This is a genomic window from Nocardia sp. NPDC051833 (assembly GCF_040681225.1).
Lineage (GTDB): Bacteria > Actinomycetota > Actinomycetes > Mycobacteriales > Mycobacteriaceae > Nocardia.
Map to the genome: position 1 here is coordinate 238,335 of NZ_JBFAYK010000003.1, position 18,287 is coordinate 256,621.

An 18,287-nucleotide genomic window follows, 5' to 3' on the forward strand; every position below is an offset into this window, starting at 1 on the left:
ACTGGTAACTACGGTTGCCGGGGACCGCACACCGCAATCGGGAGAGACACGATGAAGGATTTCAACGGCAAGGTCGCCGTGGTCACCGGCGCCGCCTCGGGTATCGGGCGCGCGCTGGCCGTCGAGCTGACCGCGCGCGGCGCCCGCCTGGCGATCAGCGACGTCGACGTCGCGGGCCTGGCCCGCACCGCCGAACTCTGCGGCGGCGCACCGCATCAGCATGTCCTCGACGTCGCCGATCGCGGGGCCGTGCACGCCTACGCCGACGCCGTGGCCGCCACCTTCGGCACGGTGAACCTGGTGATCAACAACGCGGGCATCACCAAGTTCGGCACCGTCGACGAGACGTCCTACGCCGATCTGGAAGCCGTCATGGACGTCGACTTCTGGGGCGTCGTGCACGGGACCAAAGCGTTCCTGCCACACCTGATCGCCTCCGGCGACGGGCACGTGGTCAATATCTCCAGCGTCTTCGGCCTGTTCGGCGTGCCCACCCAGAGTTCGTACAACGCGGCCAAGTTCGCGGTCCGTGGCTACACCGAGGCCCTGAGCCAGGAGATGCTGATCTCCGGCCACCCGGTGGCGGTGACCTGCGTGCACCCGGGTGGCGTGCGGACCGGCATCGTGGCGAGCGCGACCTCGAGCGTCGGCACCGACATGACCGCCCTGCGCACCCTGTTCACCGAGAAGCTCACCCCGACCAGCCCCGAGTCCGCCGCGCAGACCATCCTGCGCGGCGTCCTCGCGCGCAAGCCGCGCGTGCTGATCGGCTACGACGCCGTCGCCATGGACACCGCGGTGCGCCTGCTCGGACCGGCTTACCAGCGGCTGTTCGCCTCCGTCGCGACCAGGGTGCTCGGCGCGCTCGCGCCGCGGCCGGTCCAGACGGGAGCGCACCGATGACCGAAGCCCCGGCGGCTCAGGCGAGGGAGTTCGCCGGTGCCGCCGGGGGAACGGATTCACGCGCCGAGGACGCGGCGCTCGAACTCGGCGACGACCTTCGGATACAACCGCGGGAACAGGCGAACGACGCGGTCGAGGAACGCGGCGTCACGCCCGACCCGGATCCGGGGAGAGCCGGCCGCGACACCGTCGAGGACGATGGCCGCCGCCTCGTCGGCCGGCATCCGCAGGAGCTTGTCGTTGTAGATGGCGGCCCGTTTACGCTGTGCGGCAGTCACTTCGGCACCGTCGGCAAGCGCCTCCGCCACACCGTTGGACGCGATGTCGGTCTTCACCCCGCCGGGGTGGACAGCGGTGACCCGCACCGGGTGCCTCGCCGCCAGCATCTCGGCGCGCAGCGCCTCGGTGAAGCCGCGGACGCCGAACTTGCTGGCGCAGTAGGCCGACAGTGACGGCTGTGCGAGGTAGCCGTTGAGGCTGGAGATGTTGACGACATGGCCGTCACCCGAGGCGATGAGGTGCGGGAGAAACGCCTTCGTGCCGTGGATGACCCCGAAGAGATTGACCGCGATGACCTTGTCGTAGTTCGCCCAGTCGCTGTCGAGCACGGTCGCCGAGCGACCGGCGATCCCGGCGTTGTTGTAGATCTGGTGGACGGCGCCGAAGTGCGCGATCACCTCCTCGGCATAGTCGATCACCGCCTCGCGATGAGCCATATCGACTGTCGCGGAGTGGATGTCGGCGCCGAGCGCGGCCACCCGCGCGCTGGTCTCGGCGAGGCCGTCGCGGTCGATGTCCGAGGCGGCGATCAGCGCGCCGCGGCGCGCGAGCCCGAGCGCCAGTGCGCGGCCGATGCCGGAACCCGCGCCGGTGACGACGGCAACTCTGCCCTGGAAAGTGGTCATCCGAGGTCTCCTGCGGATTGCGTGGTGCGGGCGTGGTCGGTGATGACTCGTGCGAGCCGGTCGAGGACGCCGGGCGCGAGATGGTGCCGCATCCCGGGGATTTCGAGATAGCGGGCGCCGGGGACGGCGACCGCGGTGGCGCGACCACCGCTGGGATGCACCATCAGGTCGGTGTCGCCGTGGATCACCAGGGTCGGCGCGGCGATGGTGCGCAACTCCACGGTCCGGTCGCCGGACGCCTGGATCGCCCCGATCTGCCGGGCGATGCCTTCGTGCGCCCGCGGACCGGCACCGCGGATCCACGCCCCGGCGGCCCATCGGCACTCGAGCGCCGGATCGGGCGGGAAGGTCGTCGACCCGATGTGGCGCAGCAAGGCCAGATGACGATCGACCGCCTGGTCCGTCGTGCGCGGCGGGCGCGCACCCAGCCGGGCCTTCGTCGACCACGCGGGCTGACCCACCTTCGAATTCCCCGTCGTCGAGAAGATCGACGTGAGGGTGACGACGCGTTCGGGATGCCGGGCGGCGAGGGTCTGGGCGATCATCCCGCCCATGGACATCCCGACCACGTGCGCGGCCCCGATGTCGAGGTGGTCGAGCAGCCAGTAGACGTCGTCGGCCATGTCGGCGAGCGTGTACGCGTCGCGGCGCGGACGCGAGAACAGCATCCGCGCGGTGCCGGGCGGTCGACCATGCCCGGCACTGGACCGGCCGACATCCCGGTTGTCGAACCGCACCACCCGGAACCCGGCCGCGGCGAGCTGGTCGACCAGGCGCGGCGGCCAGGCCGTCAGATCGAGGCCGAGCCCGGCGACGAGCACCAGCGGGACGCCGCCCGTCGGCCCGTCGATCCGGTAGCAGATGCGCGAGCCGGTCGGCAGCGGTGTCACCCGTTCCCGCGTGGGCACACCGTCGGGAGCCGTCACGCGGGGACCGTCGCCGTGCGTCGGGCCGGCTGGTGCGCGGTCTCGAAGTGCAACTCCGGATCGAGGACGTCGGCCTCGCGCAACAGCTTCACATCGTCCTGGTAGTTCATCGAGGTCCGCCACGGCATCCGGTCGCCCTGGCTGGGCAGCTGATCGACGACCCGCTGGATGTAGCCCGCGGCGAAGTCGAGGAACGGCCGGGTCGACAGGGCGGTGTCGGCGATCTCGGCGCGGGCGATCCGGTAGCCGTTGTCGTCCATGTGGGCCAGCACGCGGCAGAAGTGTTCACACAGCAGGCCGATCTTCAACGTCCACGAGGAGTTCGTGTAGCCGATGGCATAGGCGAGATTCGGTACGCCCGAGAGCATCAGGCCCTTGTAGGCCACCGTGTCCGACACCGCGACAGTGCGGCCGTCGATCGTCACCGGGACACCGCCGAACGCCTGCACGTTCAGCCCGGTCGCGGTGACGATGATGTCCGCCTCGAGTTCGCGGCCGGAGGTCAGCCGGATCCCGTTCTCGGTGAAGGTGTCGATGCGATCGGTGACCACCGAAGCCGTGCCGTTACGGATGGACCTGAACAGGTCACCGTCGGGCACGGTGCACAGCCGCTGCTCCCACGGGTTGTACGGCGGATTGAAGTGCTCGTCGACCGGATAGCCCGCGGGCAGTTGCTTCGCGTTGGTCCATCGGATGATCCGGCGCATCCGGTCCGGGTACTTCTGCGACAGACTCCAGACGAGCTTCTGCTGGGCGATGTTCTTGCGGCGGGTCAAGGCGTAGCCGCGCTCGTCGCCGAACAGGCGCTTGAGCGCGTTCGCGATCGGGTCCTTCCTGGGCACCGGCAGGATGTAGGTCGGAGTGCGCTGCAGCATCGTCACGTGCGCGGCCGTCTCGGCCATCGCGGGAATCAGCGTGACCGCGGTCGCGCCGCTGCCGATCACCACGACGCGCTTGCCCGCGTAGTCGAGGTCCTCGGGCCAGTGCTGCGGGTGCACGACGGTGCCCTGGAACCGGTCGCGGCCGGGGAATTCGGGGGTGAACCCTTCGTCGTAGCGGTAGTAGCCCGCGGCGGAGAAGATCCAGTCGGCGGTGAGTTCGAGGTGTTCGCCGGTGTCGGTGCGTTCGACCTGCACGGTCCAGCGCGCTTGCGCCGATGACCACGAGCCGCCGACGACCCTGTGGTGGTAGCGGATGGTGTCGTCGAGTCCGTTCTCGGTGGCGGTTTCGCGCAGGTAGTCCAGGATGCGGGCGCCGTCGGCGATGGATTGCTCGTCGCGCCACGGCTTGAACTCGTAGCCGAAGGTGTGCAGGTCGGAATCGGAGCGGATGCCCGGGTAGCGGAACAGGTCCCAGGTCCCGCCGAGGCTGCCGCGGGCCTCGAGGATGGTGAAGCTCTTGTGCGGCAACAGGGTTCGCAGGTAGCGGCCCGCCCCGATGCCGGAGATCCCGGCGCCGACGATCAGGACGTCGACGTGGTCGGTGCCCGTCTGCGCCGGTTCGGCGGTCGAGGTGGGTGTCATAGCGGCTCCTTGATCCGGCTCCGCCGTGCGTGTGCCGGTGCGGAGGCTGAGGGCGACGTGCTCGGGCGGGTCTGCGCCGGGGCAGGGTGTCCTTCCAGAGTCCGCCGGATCGACGGTCTTGCGCTACGACATAAAGACGCAGCATGATCGGCTGATGCGGCAAAATGATGCACGCGATCTGCACTGGCCCGAGCCCGGGCCGGAGATCGTCGCCCTGATCCGGACGGCGGCCGAGTCAGCGCTCACCCCGTCGGAGGAATGGCTGGAAGACCTGCACGCGGCCTCGCTGGCGGGGGAGCGGATGCGCCGGATCGCCGAGGACCCGGTGCTCGCGGCGGCGGTGCGGCGCGCCAACCTGGCCAACATCACCCACTGGGCCTGGTCGAACATGCAGCATCCCGGTCGCCGGGTCCCACCGCACCTCGGCCCCGAAGCCCTGACCGCGGCACGGGACCTGGTCCGGCGCGGCTTGGACGAGTCCTCCCTCGACGCCTACCGCACCAGCTACAGCGTCGTCTGGAACCGCTGCATGGAGATCTGCTTCGGGCTGACCGACGACCCCGCTCAGCTCCGCGAGCTGCTGGAACTCGCGTCGCTGTCGATCTCGACCTATGTCGAGGACACCGTCGCCGCCATCACGGCCCAGATGAAGGCCGAACGCGAGGACCTGACCCGCGGCACCAACGCCGAACGGCGCGCGACCGTCTCGTTGCTGCTCGAGGGCGCGCCGATCCGCCGCGGCGAGGCCGAACGCCAGCTCGGCTACCGGCTGACCGGCCCGCACACCGCGGCCGTCCTCTGGGCGAGCTCGCCCGGCGCGAGCGACCAGCTCGAAATGGCCGCCGAACTACTGCTGCGCGTCGGCGGCGCCGCCCACCGGCTCACCATCGTGGCCGGCGCCGCCGCGCTGTGGCTGTGGTTGCCGATCGACACCGCGCCGGACCTGGACCCGGTGACCACCGGTCTCGCCGACGCCCCGGACGTGCGCGTCGCCATCGGCAGACCCGGCATCGGCATCCCCGGCTTCCGCCGCAGCCACCTCGACGCCCTCGAAACCCAGCGCATGCTGACCAGGCTCACCTCCCACCGCCGCGTAGCCCGCCACGAGGACGTCCAACTGGTCGCCGTCCTCACCGCCGACCCACTCCGCGCCGACGAATTCGTCACCGACACCCTCGGCGACCTCGCCACCGCCGACCCCGACGTCCTCGAAGCGATCACCACCTACCTCGAACACCAATGCAGCATCACCCGCACCGCCGACCACCTCTACACCCACCGCAGCACGATTGTCCGCCGCCTCTCCCGCGCCGACGAACTCCTACCCCGCCCCCTGACGGGCAACACCATCGCGGTAGGCGCCGCCCTCGAGGTTCTCCGCTGGACCCGATGACCGACCCTGCTCTCGCGGTCAGTTCACACCGATGCTGTTGCCCCGCGCAACGACACCGAATTCACTTGCCTTGGAGCATCTTTAGGCAACGACGCGACGAAGTGTGCCCCAGCTACACGCGAAACCCGGATGGTCCCGGAATGGTCCCCAACTGCGCGCGGCCCATCAACCACAAAATCCCCTCCGACCGAGGTCGGAGGGGATTTTTGCATGGTCGGGCTGACAGGATTTGAACCTGCGACCACCTGACCCCCAGTCAGGTGCGCTACCAAGCTGCGCCACAGCCCGTTCTTGCCCCCGTCTCCGGGTGCTCGAAAAGATTACCGCACTAGTCGGCGTAGGAACTAATCGGCTGGTAGACGGCTGTTTTTGCGTTCCCGCGAGGTCCGAGCGCACGTATCGCTGCCGAGCCACCCCGGATGGCTGGCAGACGCGACACGTAGGTGGACGCTCAGGTGGACCGGGTCCTGACTACAGGTTCGTGCGCTCGGCGGGACCATCCACGATGGGGACCGCGGGCGACCTGGGGACCGTTGCTGGTCGACTGGTAGTCGAGGCGGATTTCGTTCTGGGCTGAGAGAATGTGCGATGTTCCCGAGACCGGTCCACCGAACCCGCCTTCAGTGAAACCGGAGCGGGGCACCATCGGCAGGAGTGGGGAAGAGCGCTGTCGGCAACGAGATTCATGCCCAGTTGTCTGTTGCGGGAGTGCGACACTGCGTGATCGACGGCGACTTTCTCGACATGGCGTACCCGTCGGCGGAAGAGCATGGACTAGCTGAGCGGAACCTCGCCGCGATGTGGGCCAACTACCGCGTGCTGGGATATCGGAGATTGATCTACATCAACACGGCCAGTGTCCTGGGTGAGGTGACCGACCGGTTGACCGCAGCTATGGGCGACAGCCCCCATGTCATCGGTGTGCTTCTGACCTGCACGGACGAGACCGCTCTCCGGCGCCTTTCCCAACGTGAGAAAGGTTCCACCCTGGACGCGCATCTCGAACGCAGTGCCGCCATGGCGTACCGGCTGAACAGTGGGTCCCGGCCCCAGATCCGCCGAGTCGCGACCGACGAACGGTCGATCATCGCGGTCGCCACGGAGATCATCAGGTTCGCGGAGACCTCGGTGACACGGTTCGGTTCCGGATGCTGGAGACCGTCGGGGAGTACGGCAGGCAGCGGGCCCAGGACAGCGGCGAGTACGCGGAATGGTCACGGCGACACCGTGAGTGGGCTCTCGATGCCGACACCTGGGTGATGCCGGGTGAGCTGACCCTGCGTGGTCAGCGTCGCCCGATCGATCTCGCAGTGACCTACGGTGGCTTCGGGCCAGATCCGTGGGATTGGCGTGCGCGCGGCGTTTCACAACGAAACACTGTTGCATCGAAACGATCTCGCGATCGACTACAACGCGGTGGTACGTGCGGGAGCGGCCGCCGTCGGCACCACCGTCCAGATCGAACTCGACATCGAGGTCGTTCAAGGCGAACGACTACCCGCGATGTAGCGGAGGCGAGTGGGGATGAGTTCGGGCTGTCGGCCTGGTCAGTGCGCCCGAGCGGTGTACTCCGCGACCGCACGCACGCCATGTCCGAGCGGAGCTCACGGGAATCGCGGCGGTACCGAGCTGTTACGTAACTTCTTGTGGTCGTGTGGATCCCGGGGACAGTGAAGGTATGACAAAAACAGTCGATCGCGCCGTGCTCGATCAGGCGTTGACGGATCTGGGCAGCGGCGAGAAGGTTTGGTCGAAGACGACGCCGGCCGAGCGTCGAGACCTGCTGAGCCGAGTCCACGGCCTGACCGGTCGCTACGCGGCGGACTGGGTGCGGGCGGCAATCGAGATCAAGAGCCTGGACGAGGACTCGCCCCTGTTGGGTGAAGAGTGGATGTCGGGACCGCTCGCTCTCCTGCAGGGGATCGAAGCGCTGGGCGACACCGTGCAAGCGCTCGCCGAGGGTCGAAGCCCGCTGGACGGTATGCGGATCGACGCGGCGCCCGGCGGTCGCGTCGCGGTGCCGGTGCTGCCTTTCGACACGCTGGACAAGCTTGTCCTCAACGGGTTTCGCGCCGACGTCTGGCTGCGCCCTGGCGTCGACGCGGAAACCGCCAGGCGACGGGCCGGCCTCGCGCAGCTCGATCCGGCTGCTACCGCTGGAATCGGCGTTGTCTTGGGAGCAGGCAACATCATGTCGATCGCTCCGCTGGACGTTCTCTACGAGTTGTTCGCGCACAACCGGGTGGTCGCGCTGAAACTGAACCCGATCACCGATCCGCTGTTGCCGGTGTTCGAGAAGATCTTCGCGCCCTTCATCGACCTCGGTGTCGTGCGCATTCTGCGCGGTGGCGCCGCCGAGGGCGGATACCTCGTCGAGCATCCCGCCGTCGCCCACGTTCACATGACCGGCGGTACGCAAACTCACGATGCCATCGTGTGGGGCCATGGCGCTGAGGCTGACAAGCGGCGCCGGTCCGGTAAACCGCTGCTGGACAAGCCGATCACCAGCGAGCTCGGTGGCGTCTCGCCGACCATCGTGGTTCCCGGGCCGTGGAATGGCGACGATCTGAGGTTCCAGGCCGAACACGTAGCCACCTCGCGGCTGCACAACGGCGGCTACAACTGCATCGCCGTGCAGGTCGTCGTCGTGAGCCGGGATTGGGAGCACAAGGCGACGTTCCTCGACGAACTGCGCGCGGCTCTGCGGCGGGCGCCCCAGCGCGCCGCCTATTACCCGGGCAGCGCGGGACGGGTGGACGCGGCGCTGAAGTCCTATCCCGGCGCGACCGAGTTCGGTGGGCGGGTGCTGGTCGAGAATCTGCCGACCACCGACAGTCCGTTGCTGCGCACCGAGTATTTCTCCCCGGTCCTCGGCGTCGTCGAGCTCCCCGGCACCGGTGCGGAGTTCCTCTCCGGCGCGGTGGAATTCGCCAATGACGAATTGATGGGCACGCTCGGCGCGAACATCCTCGCGCACCCGGATACGCTCGCGGAGCTGGGACCGGTGTTCGACGGCGCGATCGAGAGCCTGCGATACGGAACCATCGCGGTGAACGCGTGGACCGGACTGGCGTTCGGCATCGCGCGAGCTGCCTGGGGCGCCTACCCGGGGCACACCCTCGCCGATATCCAGAGCGGCATCGGTGTCGTCCACAACGCGCTGTTGCTCGACGATGTCGAACGGACCGTGGTGCGGGGGCCGTTCCGGCCCGCACCACGCGCCCTGCTGTCGGGAATGTTCACGCTCAGCCCGAAACCGCCGTGGTTCGTGACCAACCGCACCGCGGTGGCTACCGGACGTGATCTCGTCGATTTCTACGCGCATCGCCGCTACGGGAAGCTTCTGAAGATCTTCTACTCGGCGCTGGCCGGCTGACCGGTTCGCTCGCTGACACCGCGCGCGACGATGTCGGCGATCGTGTCGACGTAGTCGGGGCCGAGCGTCAGCCCGCGCAGTACCAGACGCGCCCACAGCGAGCCCGCCAGTAGGTCGATCACGGTGCCGGCGTCGGTGTCGGCCGCGATCTCCCCGCGTGCGACCGCCCTGTCGAAGATGGCCTGCTCGCGCTCGAGCCGATCGCTGAAGAACCGGTGGCCGACGGTGGCGAGCGCCGGTCGCGACGCCGAGGCGGACAAGACCGCCGCCGCGATGGCCGCGGTGTCCTCGGCGGTCAGCAGTCGGGCGATCTCGCGTCCGAGCGCGGCTAGATCGCCGCGGAACGTTCCGGTGTCGGGAATGGAGATCCGCAGCGGCGCTGCGACCGTCAGCGCCGCCGCCACCAGGGCGTCCTTGGACGGCCACCACCGGTACAGCGTGGTCTTGTTGACCCCGGATCGGTGGGCGACCGCCTCCATCGTCATGTCGTCGTACCCGGCCTCGGCGAGGAGCTCGAGGGCGGCGAGGTAGATGACCTCCGCTTTACGCGGGCCTGCGGTGGGTGAGTCGGTGGCGGACACGCCGCAATGATACAACGCAACGTTGCGTTGCAATTCTGCCCGCGCTAGCCTCATTACAACGCAACGTTGCGTTGCTTTTTGCGAGGAGGGGTTTGCGATGTCGGATCGTCTGCCGGTGGTTCTCATCCACGGAATCAGGCTCAGCGGCGCGGCCTGGACGATGGTCGCCGATCGTGTCGCCGACGGTCATCCGGTGATCGCGGTCGACCTGCCGGGACACGGTCGCCGTCACGGCGAGAAGTTCACCCTCGCCGCCGCTGCCGAAACAGTGCGCACCGCCATTGATTCCGTCGGTGGCCGGGCCTTGGTCGTCGGGCATTCTCTGGGGGGATACGTCGGTGTCGCGGCGGCCGCCGAGGCTCCCGGCGCAGTGGTCGGCCTGGTCGTCGCCGGCTCGACCTGTGTGCCGAGTCGAACGCTGATGCTGCCCTTTTCCATCATGCATCGGGTGCTGTCGCTGCAGTCCGATGGCGGCCGGCGGGCGAGTGCGCGCCTGTTCGACGCGATGCTGCCGGGACCGGTGGCGGCCGCTGTGAACGGCGGGGGCATCGCCACCGAGGTGATCCCGGACGTAGTCGCCGAGCTCAGCCGATTCGATGTGCTCGGGGCGCTGGCCTCGTACCCGGGTCCCGTGTGGCTGATCAACGGCCGCCATGATCACCTGCGGATCCACGAACGCCGCTTCGTCCGGGCCTGCCACAGCGGACGGCTGAGCGTGGTTCCCCGAGCCGGGCACTATCTGCCACTGGCCGATCCGGTACGGTTCGCCGGCTTCGTTCGCGAAACGGCGGCGTCGGCTGAGAACCGCCTGAACACCGACCCGATCTGAGTTTCGCGCTCCAGCGGTGACGGCCCGCGGGATGCTGCCCGCGGGCCGTCGCCGTCAGCGCTGCGGCACTGTGGCCTTCGTCCCGGCCGCGGGCAGGTCCTCGTCTCGGTGCAGAGCCGAAGGCCACCAGTTGTGACGGCCGAGCAAGCCCATCAACGACGGCACGAGCAGAACCCTGACCAGGGTCGCGTCGAGCACGACGGCCAGTGCCGCACCGGCGCCCAGCATCTGCACCGGGGTGAGTCGTGACGCGAGCAGTGCACCCAACGGAATGACCAGTAGCAACGCCGCCGACGTCACGACCGGCGCGGTGCTCGCGAGGCCCGTATCGACCGACTCGCGTGGCGACGCCCCGGCCTGGCGGGCCTCGGTCATGCGGTGGAACAGGAACGAGGCGTAGTCGGTCGACAGGCCGTAGGCCAGCACCGCGACGATGACCAGCGCGGTCACTTCCAGAGCGGGTGAACCGCCGATCGCGGTGTGCTGGAACACGACAACGAGGATGCCGAGAGTGGCGCCCAACGACAGCACACCGATGACCGCGTTCTTGATCGGGATGACCACCGAGCGGGTGAGGATGCCCAGGAACAACCCACTCAGCGCGATCAACAGGAAGGCGACGTAGGGCAACCGGTTCGCCAGGCTCTGCAACAGCGAGTCGAATCGCGCGACCTCACCGAGAACCCGCGCATCGGGGACCACATCGCGAACGGACCGCAGAATCTCGCGACTGCGGGGCGAGGTCGCGGCTTTCGAACTGCAGGGCACCCTTCTCATTCGAACCAGTGGCAGAAGCCAACCGCACCTGGTCAACGTGCTGAGCACGCGGTCGTTGGGTGTAAATCCCTTGTGGGGTAACAGGATTCGGGACAGAAACGGTAACCCTGTCGGATCCGGCGACCGTCCGGGCCCAGGAGGATCTGATGACGGCATCACCTTCTCGGTTCGCCACGATGCACCGCCGGATCCTCGGCGCGATAGCGGCTCTCGGCATCGTCGCCTCGCTACTGGCGCCGGGCCCGGCGCATGCTGCCACTGCGACGATCGATCATCGCGTCGCGCGCAACGATACCTGGGAGCAGCTCTATGTCTCTTCGCCGGCGATGGGACGTGTGGTCGGCCTGGACGTGCTGCGTCCGCGGGGGTCCGCACCGCGTCCCACACTGTATCTGCTCGATGGCACGGGTGCGCGTGATGATCAGGCGCAGAGCACCTGGACGATGCGCACCGATGCGCTTGCCTTCTTCGCGGACAAGAATGTCAACGTGGTGATGCCGATCGGCGGTGGTGGCACGTTCTACACCGATTGGCTCGAAGACGACGACGCGCTCGGTCACATCCGCTGGGAGCAGTTCCTGACTCACGAACTGCCGCCCTTGCTGAATCGGGAGCTCGCCGGGAACGGTGTGAACGCGGTCGCGGGGCTGTCGATGGGCGGGCAGGCCGCGGCCACACTTGCCTTCCGTAACCCTGGCCTCTACCGGGCGGTCGGTGTCTTCAGTGGTTGTCTGCTCACGGGTGGTGTCGGTCAGCCCATGGTCCGTGCTGCGGTGCACCACCGTGGGGGGAACCCGGACAAGATGTGGGGCGGCTCGCTGGCGCCCGGTTGGGCTGCCCACGATCCCACCAAACACCTGGGCGCTCTGCGCAACACCGCGTTGTACATGTCTGTCGGGAGCGGCTCGCGGGGGCCGGCCGATGTCGACTTCGATCCCAGCTTCTCCTACCCGCTCGACCTCGCTGGGGCTATCAGCCTGGAGGAAGGCGCGCACGCCTGTACCCGGACCGTCGAAGGATTGATGCGGGGCGCGGGCCTGCGACCCACTGTGCGGTACACGGTGTTCGGCACCCATTCCTGGCCGTATTGGCAGCAGGCGCTACACGACTCGTGGCCCACTCTCCGTAGCGGGCTCGGTATCTGACGAGGCTGTTCCCATTGGCTACCAGGGGCTGAGTAGGAGAGTTGGGCCCACTCGAAATCCGATGACCGTGTCGACCGCGTGCTGTACGCCCCGGCATTGAGCCCGCCCCGGCGTTTGCTCTGCCCGCGCCGATCCGGTGGATTGATCCCGAGGTGGTTCGCTTTGCGGTGTAGCCACAGCAGAGCCGCGTCGCAGTCATCCTGGGGTGGCGCAGCGCCTTTCGGCGTCGACGACTGTGCACATTCGCAGAACCCGGCTGGACGCCGGCGCCGACAATCTCGACCCGAACTCCGCCGGATACCTGGCCATGGCCGAGGCGGTGCCGCTCGAATCGCTGGCGACGGGATGCCGCCACTGAACGAGAGTGCCACCACCATCGGCATGACCCGATGGTGGTGAGTGATCGGGTCATGCCGATGCGGTCGTGTGTTCCCGGGCGGCCGAGATCATTTCGCGCAGCGCCACGTCGGTCGGGGTCGGTGTGAGGCCGAACGCGGACGTGGCCGCGGAGGAGTCCATGACGAACGGGCGGTCCGTCTGGTAGCGCATCTCGATCATCGCGCGTGCGGCGGGATCGAACAGGCCCGCCAGCCGCAGGGCGGCGCCCGGCAGGGTGCTCACCCGGGCGGGTGCGGTGCCTGCCAGTTCCGCCAGGCGCTCGGCGAGTGCGCGCACCGACATCGGCGGTGGGGTCGGGACGTGCCATGGTCTGCCCCACGCGGATTCGTCGGACGCGACGGTCACCAGCGTGCGAGCGACGTCGCCGACGTAAGTCCAGCTGTGTGGGGCGTCGAGATCCGCGGTGATCGAGGCTCGGCGCCCGGCCAGGATCCGGGGCAGGACCAGCACGGTGAACGACGACACCACGGCCGCACCCAGGTAGTCCGACCCGCGTACTTCGACGGTGCGCAGTCGCCCGGCCTCGTGGTCGGCGAGCGCGTCCAGCCAGATCTGCGCTCGGACACGGCCTTTCACGGTGTTGGGGCGGAGCGGAGTCTGCTCGGTCATCGGTCCGTCGACGAGGCCGTAGCCGTAGAGGTTTCCGGTGGTCGCCAGGACCGCGCCGGTCTGCTGTGCGGCGGCGCGCAGTGCGGCGCTCAGCGGCGGCCATTCCTGCGGCCAGCGGTGGTAGGTGGGGCCGGCGCAGCTGTAGAGCGCCGCAGCGCCTTCGGTGAGGCGGGTCAGGGCGGCGGCATCGTTGGCGTCGGCGGCGATCAGCTCGATCGACGGGTGCGTCGGGCCGCCGCCACGGCGGGTGACCACTCGGACGTCGTGTCCCGCGTCGGCCAGCAAGTGCGCGGTCGCGGTGCCGACCGGACCCGCGCCGACGACGACATGCAGCGACATGGCTGCTCCTTCTCGGAGATGAGAGAACAGTGTTTCTGTTCCAGTTCACCGTACTCGGAAGGCTCGAGACGCGTCAAGAACGGTGTTCTCGAATCGACTCGGTGTTCTCGGCCTGTGCGACACTGGTTCCATGACAGCCAGATCACTGCGTTCGCGGGTGCGCGAGGAAATGACCGAGGAGATCAAGCGGGTTGCGCGTCGTCACCTCGCCACCCAGGGGGCGGATCTGTCGTTGCGTGCGGTCGCCCGGGAGCTGGACATCGTGGCGTCTGCGCTCTACCGGTACTTTCCGAACCGGGACGCGCTGCTGACCGCGCTGATTCTGGAGGCCTACGAGTCGCTGGCCGAAGCCGCGGTTGCCGCCGAGGCGGCGGTGGATCGGGCCGATGGTCGTGGTCGCTGGTATGCGGTCTGGCGCGGTGTGCGTGCGTGGGCGCTGGCGCACCCCGCCGAATACGGACTGCTCTATGGCACACCGGTTCCGGGGTACAGCGCGCCGGCGGACACTGTCACCCCGGCCTCCGCGGTCGTGCTGTTGCTGGTGCGCATCGTCGTCGACGCTGATCTCGGACCGGGTCCCGTGTCCACTCCGATGACCGAGCCGCTGCGCGCCGACCTGCGCCGCCTCATCGACGAGCAGCCGGGAGATCTGGACGAGAACCGGCTCGCCCTGATCTTCGCCGGGTGGACGCAGTTGTTCGGCCTCGTCGGCTTCGAGGTGTTCGGCCGGCTGGATCAGACCGTCACGGCGGTCTCCGACTACTTCGACCACCAGGCGGCGCTGATGGCCGACCTCGTCGGTCTGCCAGGGTGACCCACACTGCCGGATAAAATGTTAGGTTAGGCATAGATAACCTAATGGGAGAGTGAGGTCTTCTGGTGCGCGTGGTCATCCTCTTCGGATCGGAGCTGGGCACGTCCGAATCGGTGGCGGACTGCCTGGCCGACGAGCTGGCGAGCCATGAGGTCTCGGTCTATGACATGACCGACTTCGACCCCGGCGATCTGGACCCGGCGGACTTCCACATCGTCGTCTGCTCGACCTACGGTGACGGCGATCTGCCCACCGGCGCCGAACCGTTCTTCGACACCCTCGATACCACCCGTCCCGATCTGACCGGTCTGCGCTTCGCGGTCTTCGGCCTCGGCGACAGCGTCTACGGTGACACCTTCAATCGGGGTGGCGAGATCGCCGCCGAGAAGCTGGCCGAGTGCGGCGCCGTGCAGGTCGGCGAACACGCTCGCCACGATGCCTCGACCGAGATCAAGCCCAAGGACCTGGCCAGGCAGTGGGCGGCGACCCTCCCGCTGCACAGCTACGCGGCCGTCTGACCCCGGCGCCCAGATCCGCGTCGCCGCCTGCCCTGTTCGAATTCCGGGCGCGGGCTCGGGCTGGTTTCCACCACCCGGTCGGGTGGTGGAAGACCATCGGCCGCATCGAAATCCCGGTGTGCCGGTTGTTGCCGCCGGGCAGGCATCACAACTTTCCGTACGGGTCGCCTCCAGCGACGGTGGAGGCGGGTACGCGGTGTCGGCTTCCGGCTCGACTCGGTAGCACTCGTGCCGCGACTGCGCCATGAACCGGCTTCGCGAGGACAGTCACCGACACGAATTCTGGATCAGTGCACGCTCGTTCGAGTGCGATGACGCGCGGCGGCGATGGCGACGAACTGAACCAGGACCGACGAGTCGCCGAGAGAGGCGACGGTGGTCGGCGTCGCTCTTTGCAACACCCGTTTGACCGGAACCTCGAGACGCTTGCCCGTCAGCGTGTGCGGCAGGCCTGGCGGCGGTCCATGCCGGTGCGGACGCGGTCGACGGTGCCTCGTCGCCGCTCGCGGGCACCGCGAGCCAGCCCTCGCTGGCCTCGATCGTCGCGCTCACCGCCCACACGGAACGCGACACCGGGCTCGACCTCGCGGCAGTCTGCGATCTGGAACCGTACTGGGAGGCGGTGCGCACCACCTACCAGGCATTCGAGACCGGCCTGCCGTCGCAGACCGGACGGGTGTACACCCACGAGATCCCCGGCGGGCAGCTCTCCAACCTCCGGCAGCAGGCTGTCGCGCTCGGTCTCGACGATCGGTTCGAGCAGGTCGAGGCCGCGTACGCGGCGGCGGACCGGATGCTCGGACGGCTGGTCAAGGTCAGGCCGTCCTCGAATGCGGTGGGCGATCTGGCGCTGGCCCTGGTGGGTTCAGGTATCGGTGCCGAGGAGTTCGCCGCGGACCCCGGCCGCCAGGATCTGCCGAGTCGGTGATCGGATTTCTGCGCGGCTACCTCGGCGATCCGGTCGGCGGCTGGCCGGAACCGCTGCGGAGCCGGGCGCTCGCGGGCCGGGCACCGGCCGTCGGCGAGGTCGAGCTGTCGACGAATGACCTCGCTGCCCTCGCCGGCGACGACCATGCGCTGCGGCAGCAGACTCTCAACCGGCTCCTGTTCCCCGGCCCCACCCGGGAATTCGTCGAGCACCGGGCCGCGTACGGCGACGCGACCTCGCTGTCGACTAACCACTCTTCTACGGGCTGCGACACGGTGAGGAACGCCGCGTCCGGCTGGAGCGAGGCGTCGAGTTGATCATCGGGCTCGAAGCCATCAGCGAGCCCGACGAGCGCGGTATGCGCACCATGCTGTGCGTGATCAACGGCCAGCTCCGGCCCGTGGTGGTTCGGGATCGCAGCCTGGACATCGCGATGGCGACCTCGGAGAAGGCGCAGGCCGACAACCCGAAACACGTAGCCGCGACGCCGTTCTCCGGCGTCGTCACTGTGACGGCGGCGGTGGGCGACCCGGGTCGAGGCCGGCGGCCGGATCGGCATCATCGAGCCGATGAAGATGGAAGCCGCGATCACGACGCCGATCGGGGGCGTGATCCACCGAATCGCTATTCCGTCGGTCGCCTCGGTGGACGGCGGCGACCTGCTCGTCGAGTTCGAAAAGATGTCGGCCTACGGATACCGGGCGCGATAGCGCTTTCGTTGACGCGCGCAGGGTCGGCGCGACTCCTGCGTGCGTTGTGCGGCATGGCCGGGCCAGCGCACCTTCGGGCTATTGACCGATGCCGGTTTCGCGGGCCGGGCCGAGTGCGGAAGTGAGCGCTGCCTACGCGACCGACTGGAACGGCGACTGGTCCGTGAGCACAGCTGGGTCAGGGATACATGGAATTTACCTGGGTTTTTCATTCCGGAGACTGCAGGTGTTCATCCCGGCGCTATGTTGAAGTCGAACTCGAATCGACTACGAGTCTTGCCGGGGCGCCAGGCGCGACCCATGACACCACGCAGGAGTACGCCCATGGGCACCAAGAGAATTGTCTTCATCGGGGCCGCGGGCGAGATGTGCCGCCTCGCCATCGAACGTTTCGCCATCGCGGGCGGGGACTGGGAACTCGCCCTGTACGACATTCGCCCCGAACTGCTCGCGTCGCTGGTGCATCAACTGCCTCCCGGTCGCGCGACCGCCGCCCGGCTCGACCTGTTCGACCGCGAACAGCTGGACACCGCCGTCCAGGGTGCTGCGCTCGTGGTGCTCGGCGCGGGTCCGTACACCCGAACCGCGGGCCCGGTGATGGAGGCGTGCCTGGCGGCGAAGGTGCCCTATCTCGATTTCGGCGACGACATCGAGAGCACTCTGCACGCCATGTCGCTACGTGAGGCTGCCCGCGAGGCCGGGGTGCCGATGTACATCGGCTGCGGTGCCTCGCCAGGCTTCACCAACATCCTGGCCGCCGACGCCGCCGCCGAACTGGACACGGTCTCCGACATCGACATGTACTGGGTGGTCGGCGACGAGCGTGGGGCCGTCGGCCGAGCGGTTCTCGACCATATGCTGCGAGTCGCCGCCGGCCCGTGTATGACCTGGGAGAATGGCGGTCCCGCGCTGCATCAGTCGTGGGTGGAAACCCGCTGGACGGAAATGGGCGGTGGGCTCGGTCTGACGATGATGCACGAGACCGCTCATCCAGAGCCGGTCACGTTGCCGCGGCAGTACCCGGACGCCAAGAATATTCGTTGCTTCGGCGGACTGGATCCCGCTCCTTACAACGGCGTGATTCGCGGCGTCGGTCTGGCCGTACAGAAGGGTCGCATGTCCATGAAGGAAGCAATCGACTTCCTGGAGGCTCTCATGACGAACAAGGGCGGCAGCATCAAGGGCTTTCGTCACGTCTTTTCCGGATTGCGGTCCGTGGTCCGCAGTGGCGAGGCGACGTGGACCCAGGTGGTCAAATTCATCGCGCTGGCTGCCGTGGGGCATACCTTTCCGCATAGAACCGGCTTGAAGGTCGAAGTGACCGGTCTTCGAAACGGTCTCCCCGCGGTGGTCAGCCGCCGGACCCCGGTGACTGGGCCCGGGACCTATTTTCTCGCCAACATGGCCGCCGCGACGGGAACCTCGTGCGCAGCGTTCATGTTGGTAGCGCTGGACGAACCGCACGGAACCCGGGCGGGGGTCTTCGCTCCCGAGGAATGGGCCGATCCGGAGCGGGTCTATCAAGCCCTCGAGCGTGTCGGCACTCCGCGTGAGGAGATCTACGAAGTTTCGAGCTAGCGGCTTCGCAGCCGTGTCGGAGATAGGGTCTGAA

17 protein-coding genes, 1 tRNA gene and 1 pseudogene are annotated in these 18,287 nt (G+C 68.2%); 12 read left to right on the forward strand and 7 right to left on the reverse strand.

From position 1 onward, the window contains the following. Positions 1 to 51: 51 nt before the first annotated feature. Positions 52 to 903, forward strand: a complete 852-nt coding sequence (locus AB0L91_RS25740) for an SDR family NAD(P)-dependent oxidoreductase (protein ID WP_365014186.1) — start codon at positions 52 to 54, stop codon at positions 901 to 903. Positions 904 to 959: 56 nt separating this feature from the next. On the opposite strand, the gene AB0L91_RS25745 is transcribed toward AB0L91_RS25740, so the two are convergent. From AB0L91_RS25745 to AB0L91_RS25755, 3 genes are read right to left on the reverse strand one after another with little or no spacing between them, the layout of a single operon-like run. Beyond that, positions 960 to 1,808: an SDR family oxidoreductase gene (locus AB0L91_RS25745; RefSeq protein WP_365014189.1), complete on the reverse strand. Its 849-nt coding sequence runs from the start codon at positions 1,806 to 1,808 to the stop codon at positions 960 to 962. Continuing rightward, positions 1,805 to 2,734, reverse strand: coding sequence for an alpha/beta fold hydrolase (locus AB0L91_RS25750; protein WP_365014192.1), 930 nt, complete (start codon positions 2,732 to 2,734; stop codon positions 1,805 to 1,807). The genes AB0L91_RS25745 and AB0L91_RS25750 overlap by 4 nt, the downstream gene beginning before the upstream one ends. Beyond that, entirely contained in the window at positions 2,731 to 4,257 is a 1,527-nt protein-coding gene (locus tag AB0L91_RS25755) for an NAD(P)/FAD-dependent oxidoreductase (protein WP_365014195.1), read from the reverse strand. Before AB0L91_RS25755 ends, AB0L91_RS25750 begins: the two co-directional genes overlap by 4 nt. A 154-nt stretch (positions 4,258 to 4,411) precedes the next feature. On the opposite strand from AB0L91_RS25755, the gene AB0L91_RS25760 reads away from it, so the two are divergent. Further along, entirely contained in the window at positions 4,412 to 5,650 is a 1,239-nt protein-coding gene (locus AB0L91_RS25760; RefSeq protein WP_365014198.1) for a helix-turn-helix domain-containing protein, read from the forward strand. 211 nt (positions 5,651 to 5,861) lie between these two features. On the opposite strand, the gene AB0L91_RS25765 is transcribed toward AB0L91_RS25760, so the two are convergent. Continuing rightward, positions 5,862 to 5,938, reverse strand: a tRNA-Pro gene (locus tag AB0L91_RS25765). 366 nt (positions 5,939 to 6,304) lie between these two features. Here AB0L91_RS25765 and AB0L91_RS25770 point away from each other — a divergent pair. The 3 genes from AB0L91_RS25770 (at position 6,305) to AB0L91_RS25780 (ending at position 9,026) form a co-directional block, all read left to right on the forward strand. After that, entirely contained in the window at positions 6,305 to 6,910 is a 606-nt protein-coding gene (locus AB0L91_RS25770) for an ATPase (RefSeq protein WP_365014201.1), read from the forward strand. A gap of 60 nt (positions 6,911 to 6,970) precedes the next feature. Beyond that, positions 6,971 to 7,159, forward strand: a complete 189-nt coding sequence (locus AB0L91_RS25775; RefSeq protein ID WP_365014203.1) for a hypothetical protein — start codon at positions 6,971 to 6,973, stop codon at positions 7,157 to 7,159. Between the two features lie 169 nt (positions 7,160 to 7,328). Continuing rightward, a complete protein-coding gene (locus AB0L91_RS25780) occupies positions 7,329 to 9,026 on the forward strand; it encodes an aldehyde dehydrogenase family protein (protein ID WP_365015279.1) in 1,698 nt (565 codons plus the stop codon). On the opposite strand, the gene AB0L91_RS25785 is transcribed toward AB0L91_RS25780, so the two are convergent. Next, a complete protein-coding gene (locus AB0L91_RS25785; RefSeq protein ID WP_365014206.1) occupies positions 9,005 to 9,607 on the reverse strand; it encodes a TetR/AcrR family transcriptional regulator in 603 nt (200 codons plus the stop codon). The genes AB0L91_RS25780 and AB0L91_RS25785 overlap by 22 nt on opposite strands. 22 nt (positions 9,608 to 9,629) lie before the next feature. On the opposite strand from AB0L91_RS25785, the gene AB0L91_RS25790 reads away from it, so the two are divergent. Further along, positions 9,630 to 10,436 carry an alpha/beta hydrolase gene (locus AB0L91_RS25790; protein WP_365014209.1) on the forward strand — a complete coding sequence of 269 codons (807 nt, stop codon included), beginning with the start codon at positions 9,630 to 9,632 and terminating at the stop codon, positions 10,434 to 10,436. A gap of 54 nt (positions 10,437 to 10,490) precedes the next feature. Here AB0L91_RS25790 and AB0L91_RS25795 read toward each other — a convergent pair whose 3' ends face one another. Then, positions 10,491 to 11,138 carry an MMPL family transporter gene (locus tag AB0L91_RS25795; protein ID WP_365014211.1) on the reverse strand — a complete coding sequence of 216 codons (648 nt, stop codon included), beginning with the start codon at positions 11,136 to 11,138 and terminating at the stop codon, positions 10,491 to 10,493. A gap of 221 nt (positions 11,139 to 11,359) precedes the next feature. Here AB0L91_RS25795 and AB0L91_RS25800 point away from each other — a divergent pair, with 221 nt between their 5' ends. Both AB0L91_RS25800 and AB0L91_RS25805 read left to right on the forward strand, forming a co-directional pair. Further along, the gene (locus AB0L91_RS25800; protein ID WP_365014214.1) at positions 11,360 to 12,358 is read left to right on the forward strand and encodes an alpha/beta hydrolase family protein; all 999 of its coding nucleotides are present in this window, start codon (positions 11,360 to 11,362) and stop codon (positions 12,356 to 12,358) included. 235 nt (positions 12,359 to 12,593) lie between these two features. Beyond that, entirely contained in the window at positions 12,594 to 12,716 is a 123-nt protein-coding gene (locus AB0L91_RS25805; RefSeq protein WP_365014217.1) for a hypothetical protein, read from the forward strand. Positions 12,717 to 12,766: 50 nt separating this feature from the next. Here AB0L91_RS25805 and AB0L91_RS25810 read toward each other — a convergent pair whose 3' ends face one another. After that, positions 12,767 to 13,705: an NAD-dependent epimerase/dehydratase family protein gene (locus tag AB0L91_RS25810; protein ID WP_365014219.1), complete on the reverse strand. Its 939-nt coding sequence runs from the start codon at positions 13,703 to 13,705 to the stop codon at positions 12,767 to 12,769. 169 nt (positions 13,706 to 13,874) lie between these two features. Between AB0L91_RS25810 and AB0L91_RS25815 the strand changes: the two genes are divergently transcribed. The 4 genes and pseudogenes from AB0L91_RS25815 to AB0L91_RS25830 all read left to right on the forward strand — a co-directional run bounded on the left by AB0L91_RS25815 (position 13,875) and on the right by AB0L91_RS25830 (position 18,253). Continuing rightward, the gene (locus AB0L91_RS25815) at positions 13,875 to 14,519 is read left to right on the forward strand and encodes a TetR/AcrR family transcriptional regulator (RefSeq protein WP_365014221.1); all 645 of its coding nucleotides are present in this window, start codon (positions 13,875 to 13,877) and stop codon (positions 14,517 to 14,519) included. A 65-nt stretch (positions 14,520 to 14,584) separates the two neighbouring features. Then, positions 14,585 to 15,037, forward strand: coding sequence for a flavodoxin domain-containing protein (locus AB0L91_RS25820; protein WP_365014224.1), 453 nt, complete (start codon positions 14,585 to 14,587; stop codon positions 15,035 to 15,037). 451 nt (positions 15,038 to 15,488) lie between these two features. Further along, positions 15,489 to 16,675: pseudogene (locus AB0L91_RS25825) on the forward strand (biotin/lipoyl-containing protein); the annotation flags it as partial. Between the two features lie 324 nt (positions 16,676 to 16,999). Then, a complete protein-coding gene (locus AB0L91_RS25830) occupies positions 17,000 to 18,253 on the forward strand; it encodes a saccharopine dehydrogenase NADP-binding domain-containing protein (protein WP_365014227.1) in 1,254 nt (417 codons plus the stop codon). Positions 18,254 to 18,287 lie beyond the last annotated feature (34 nt).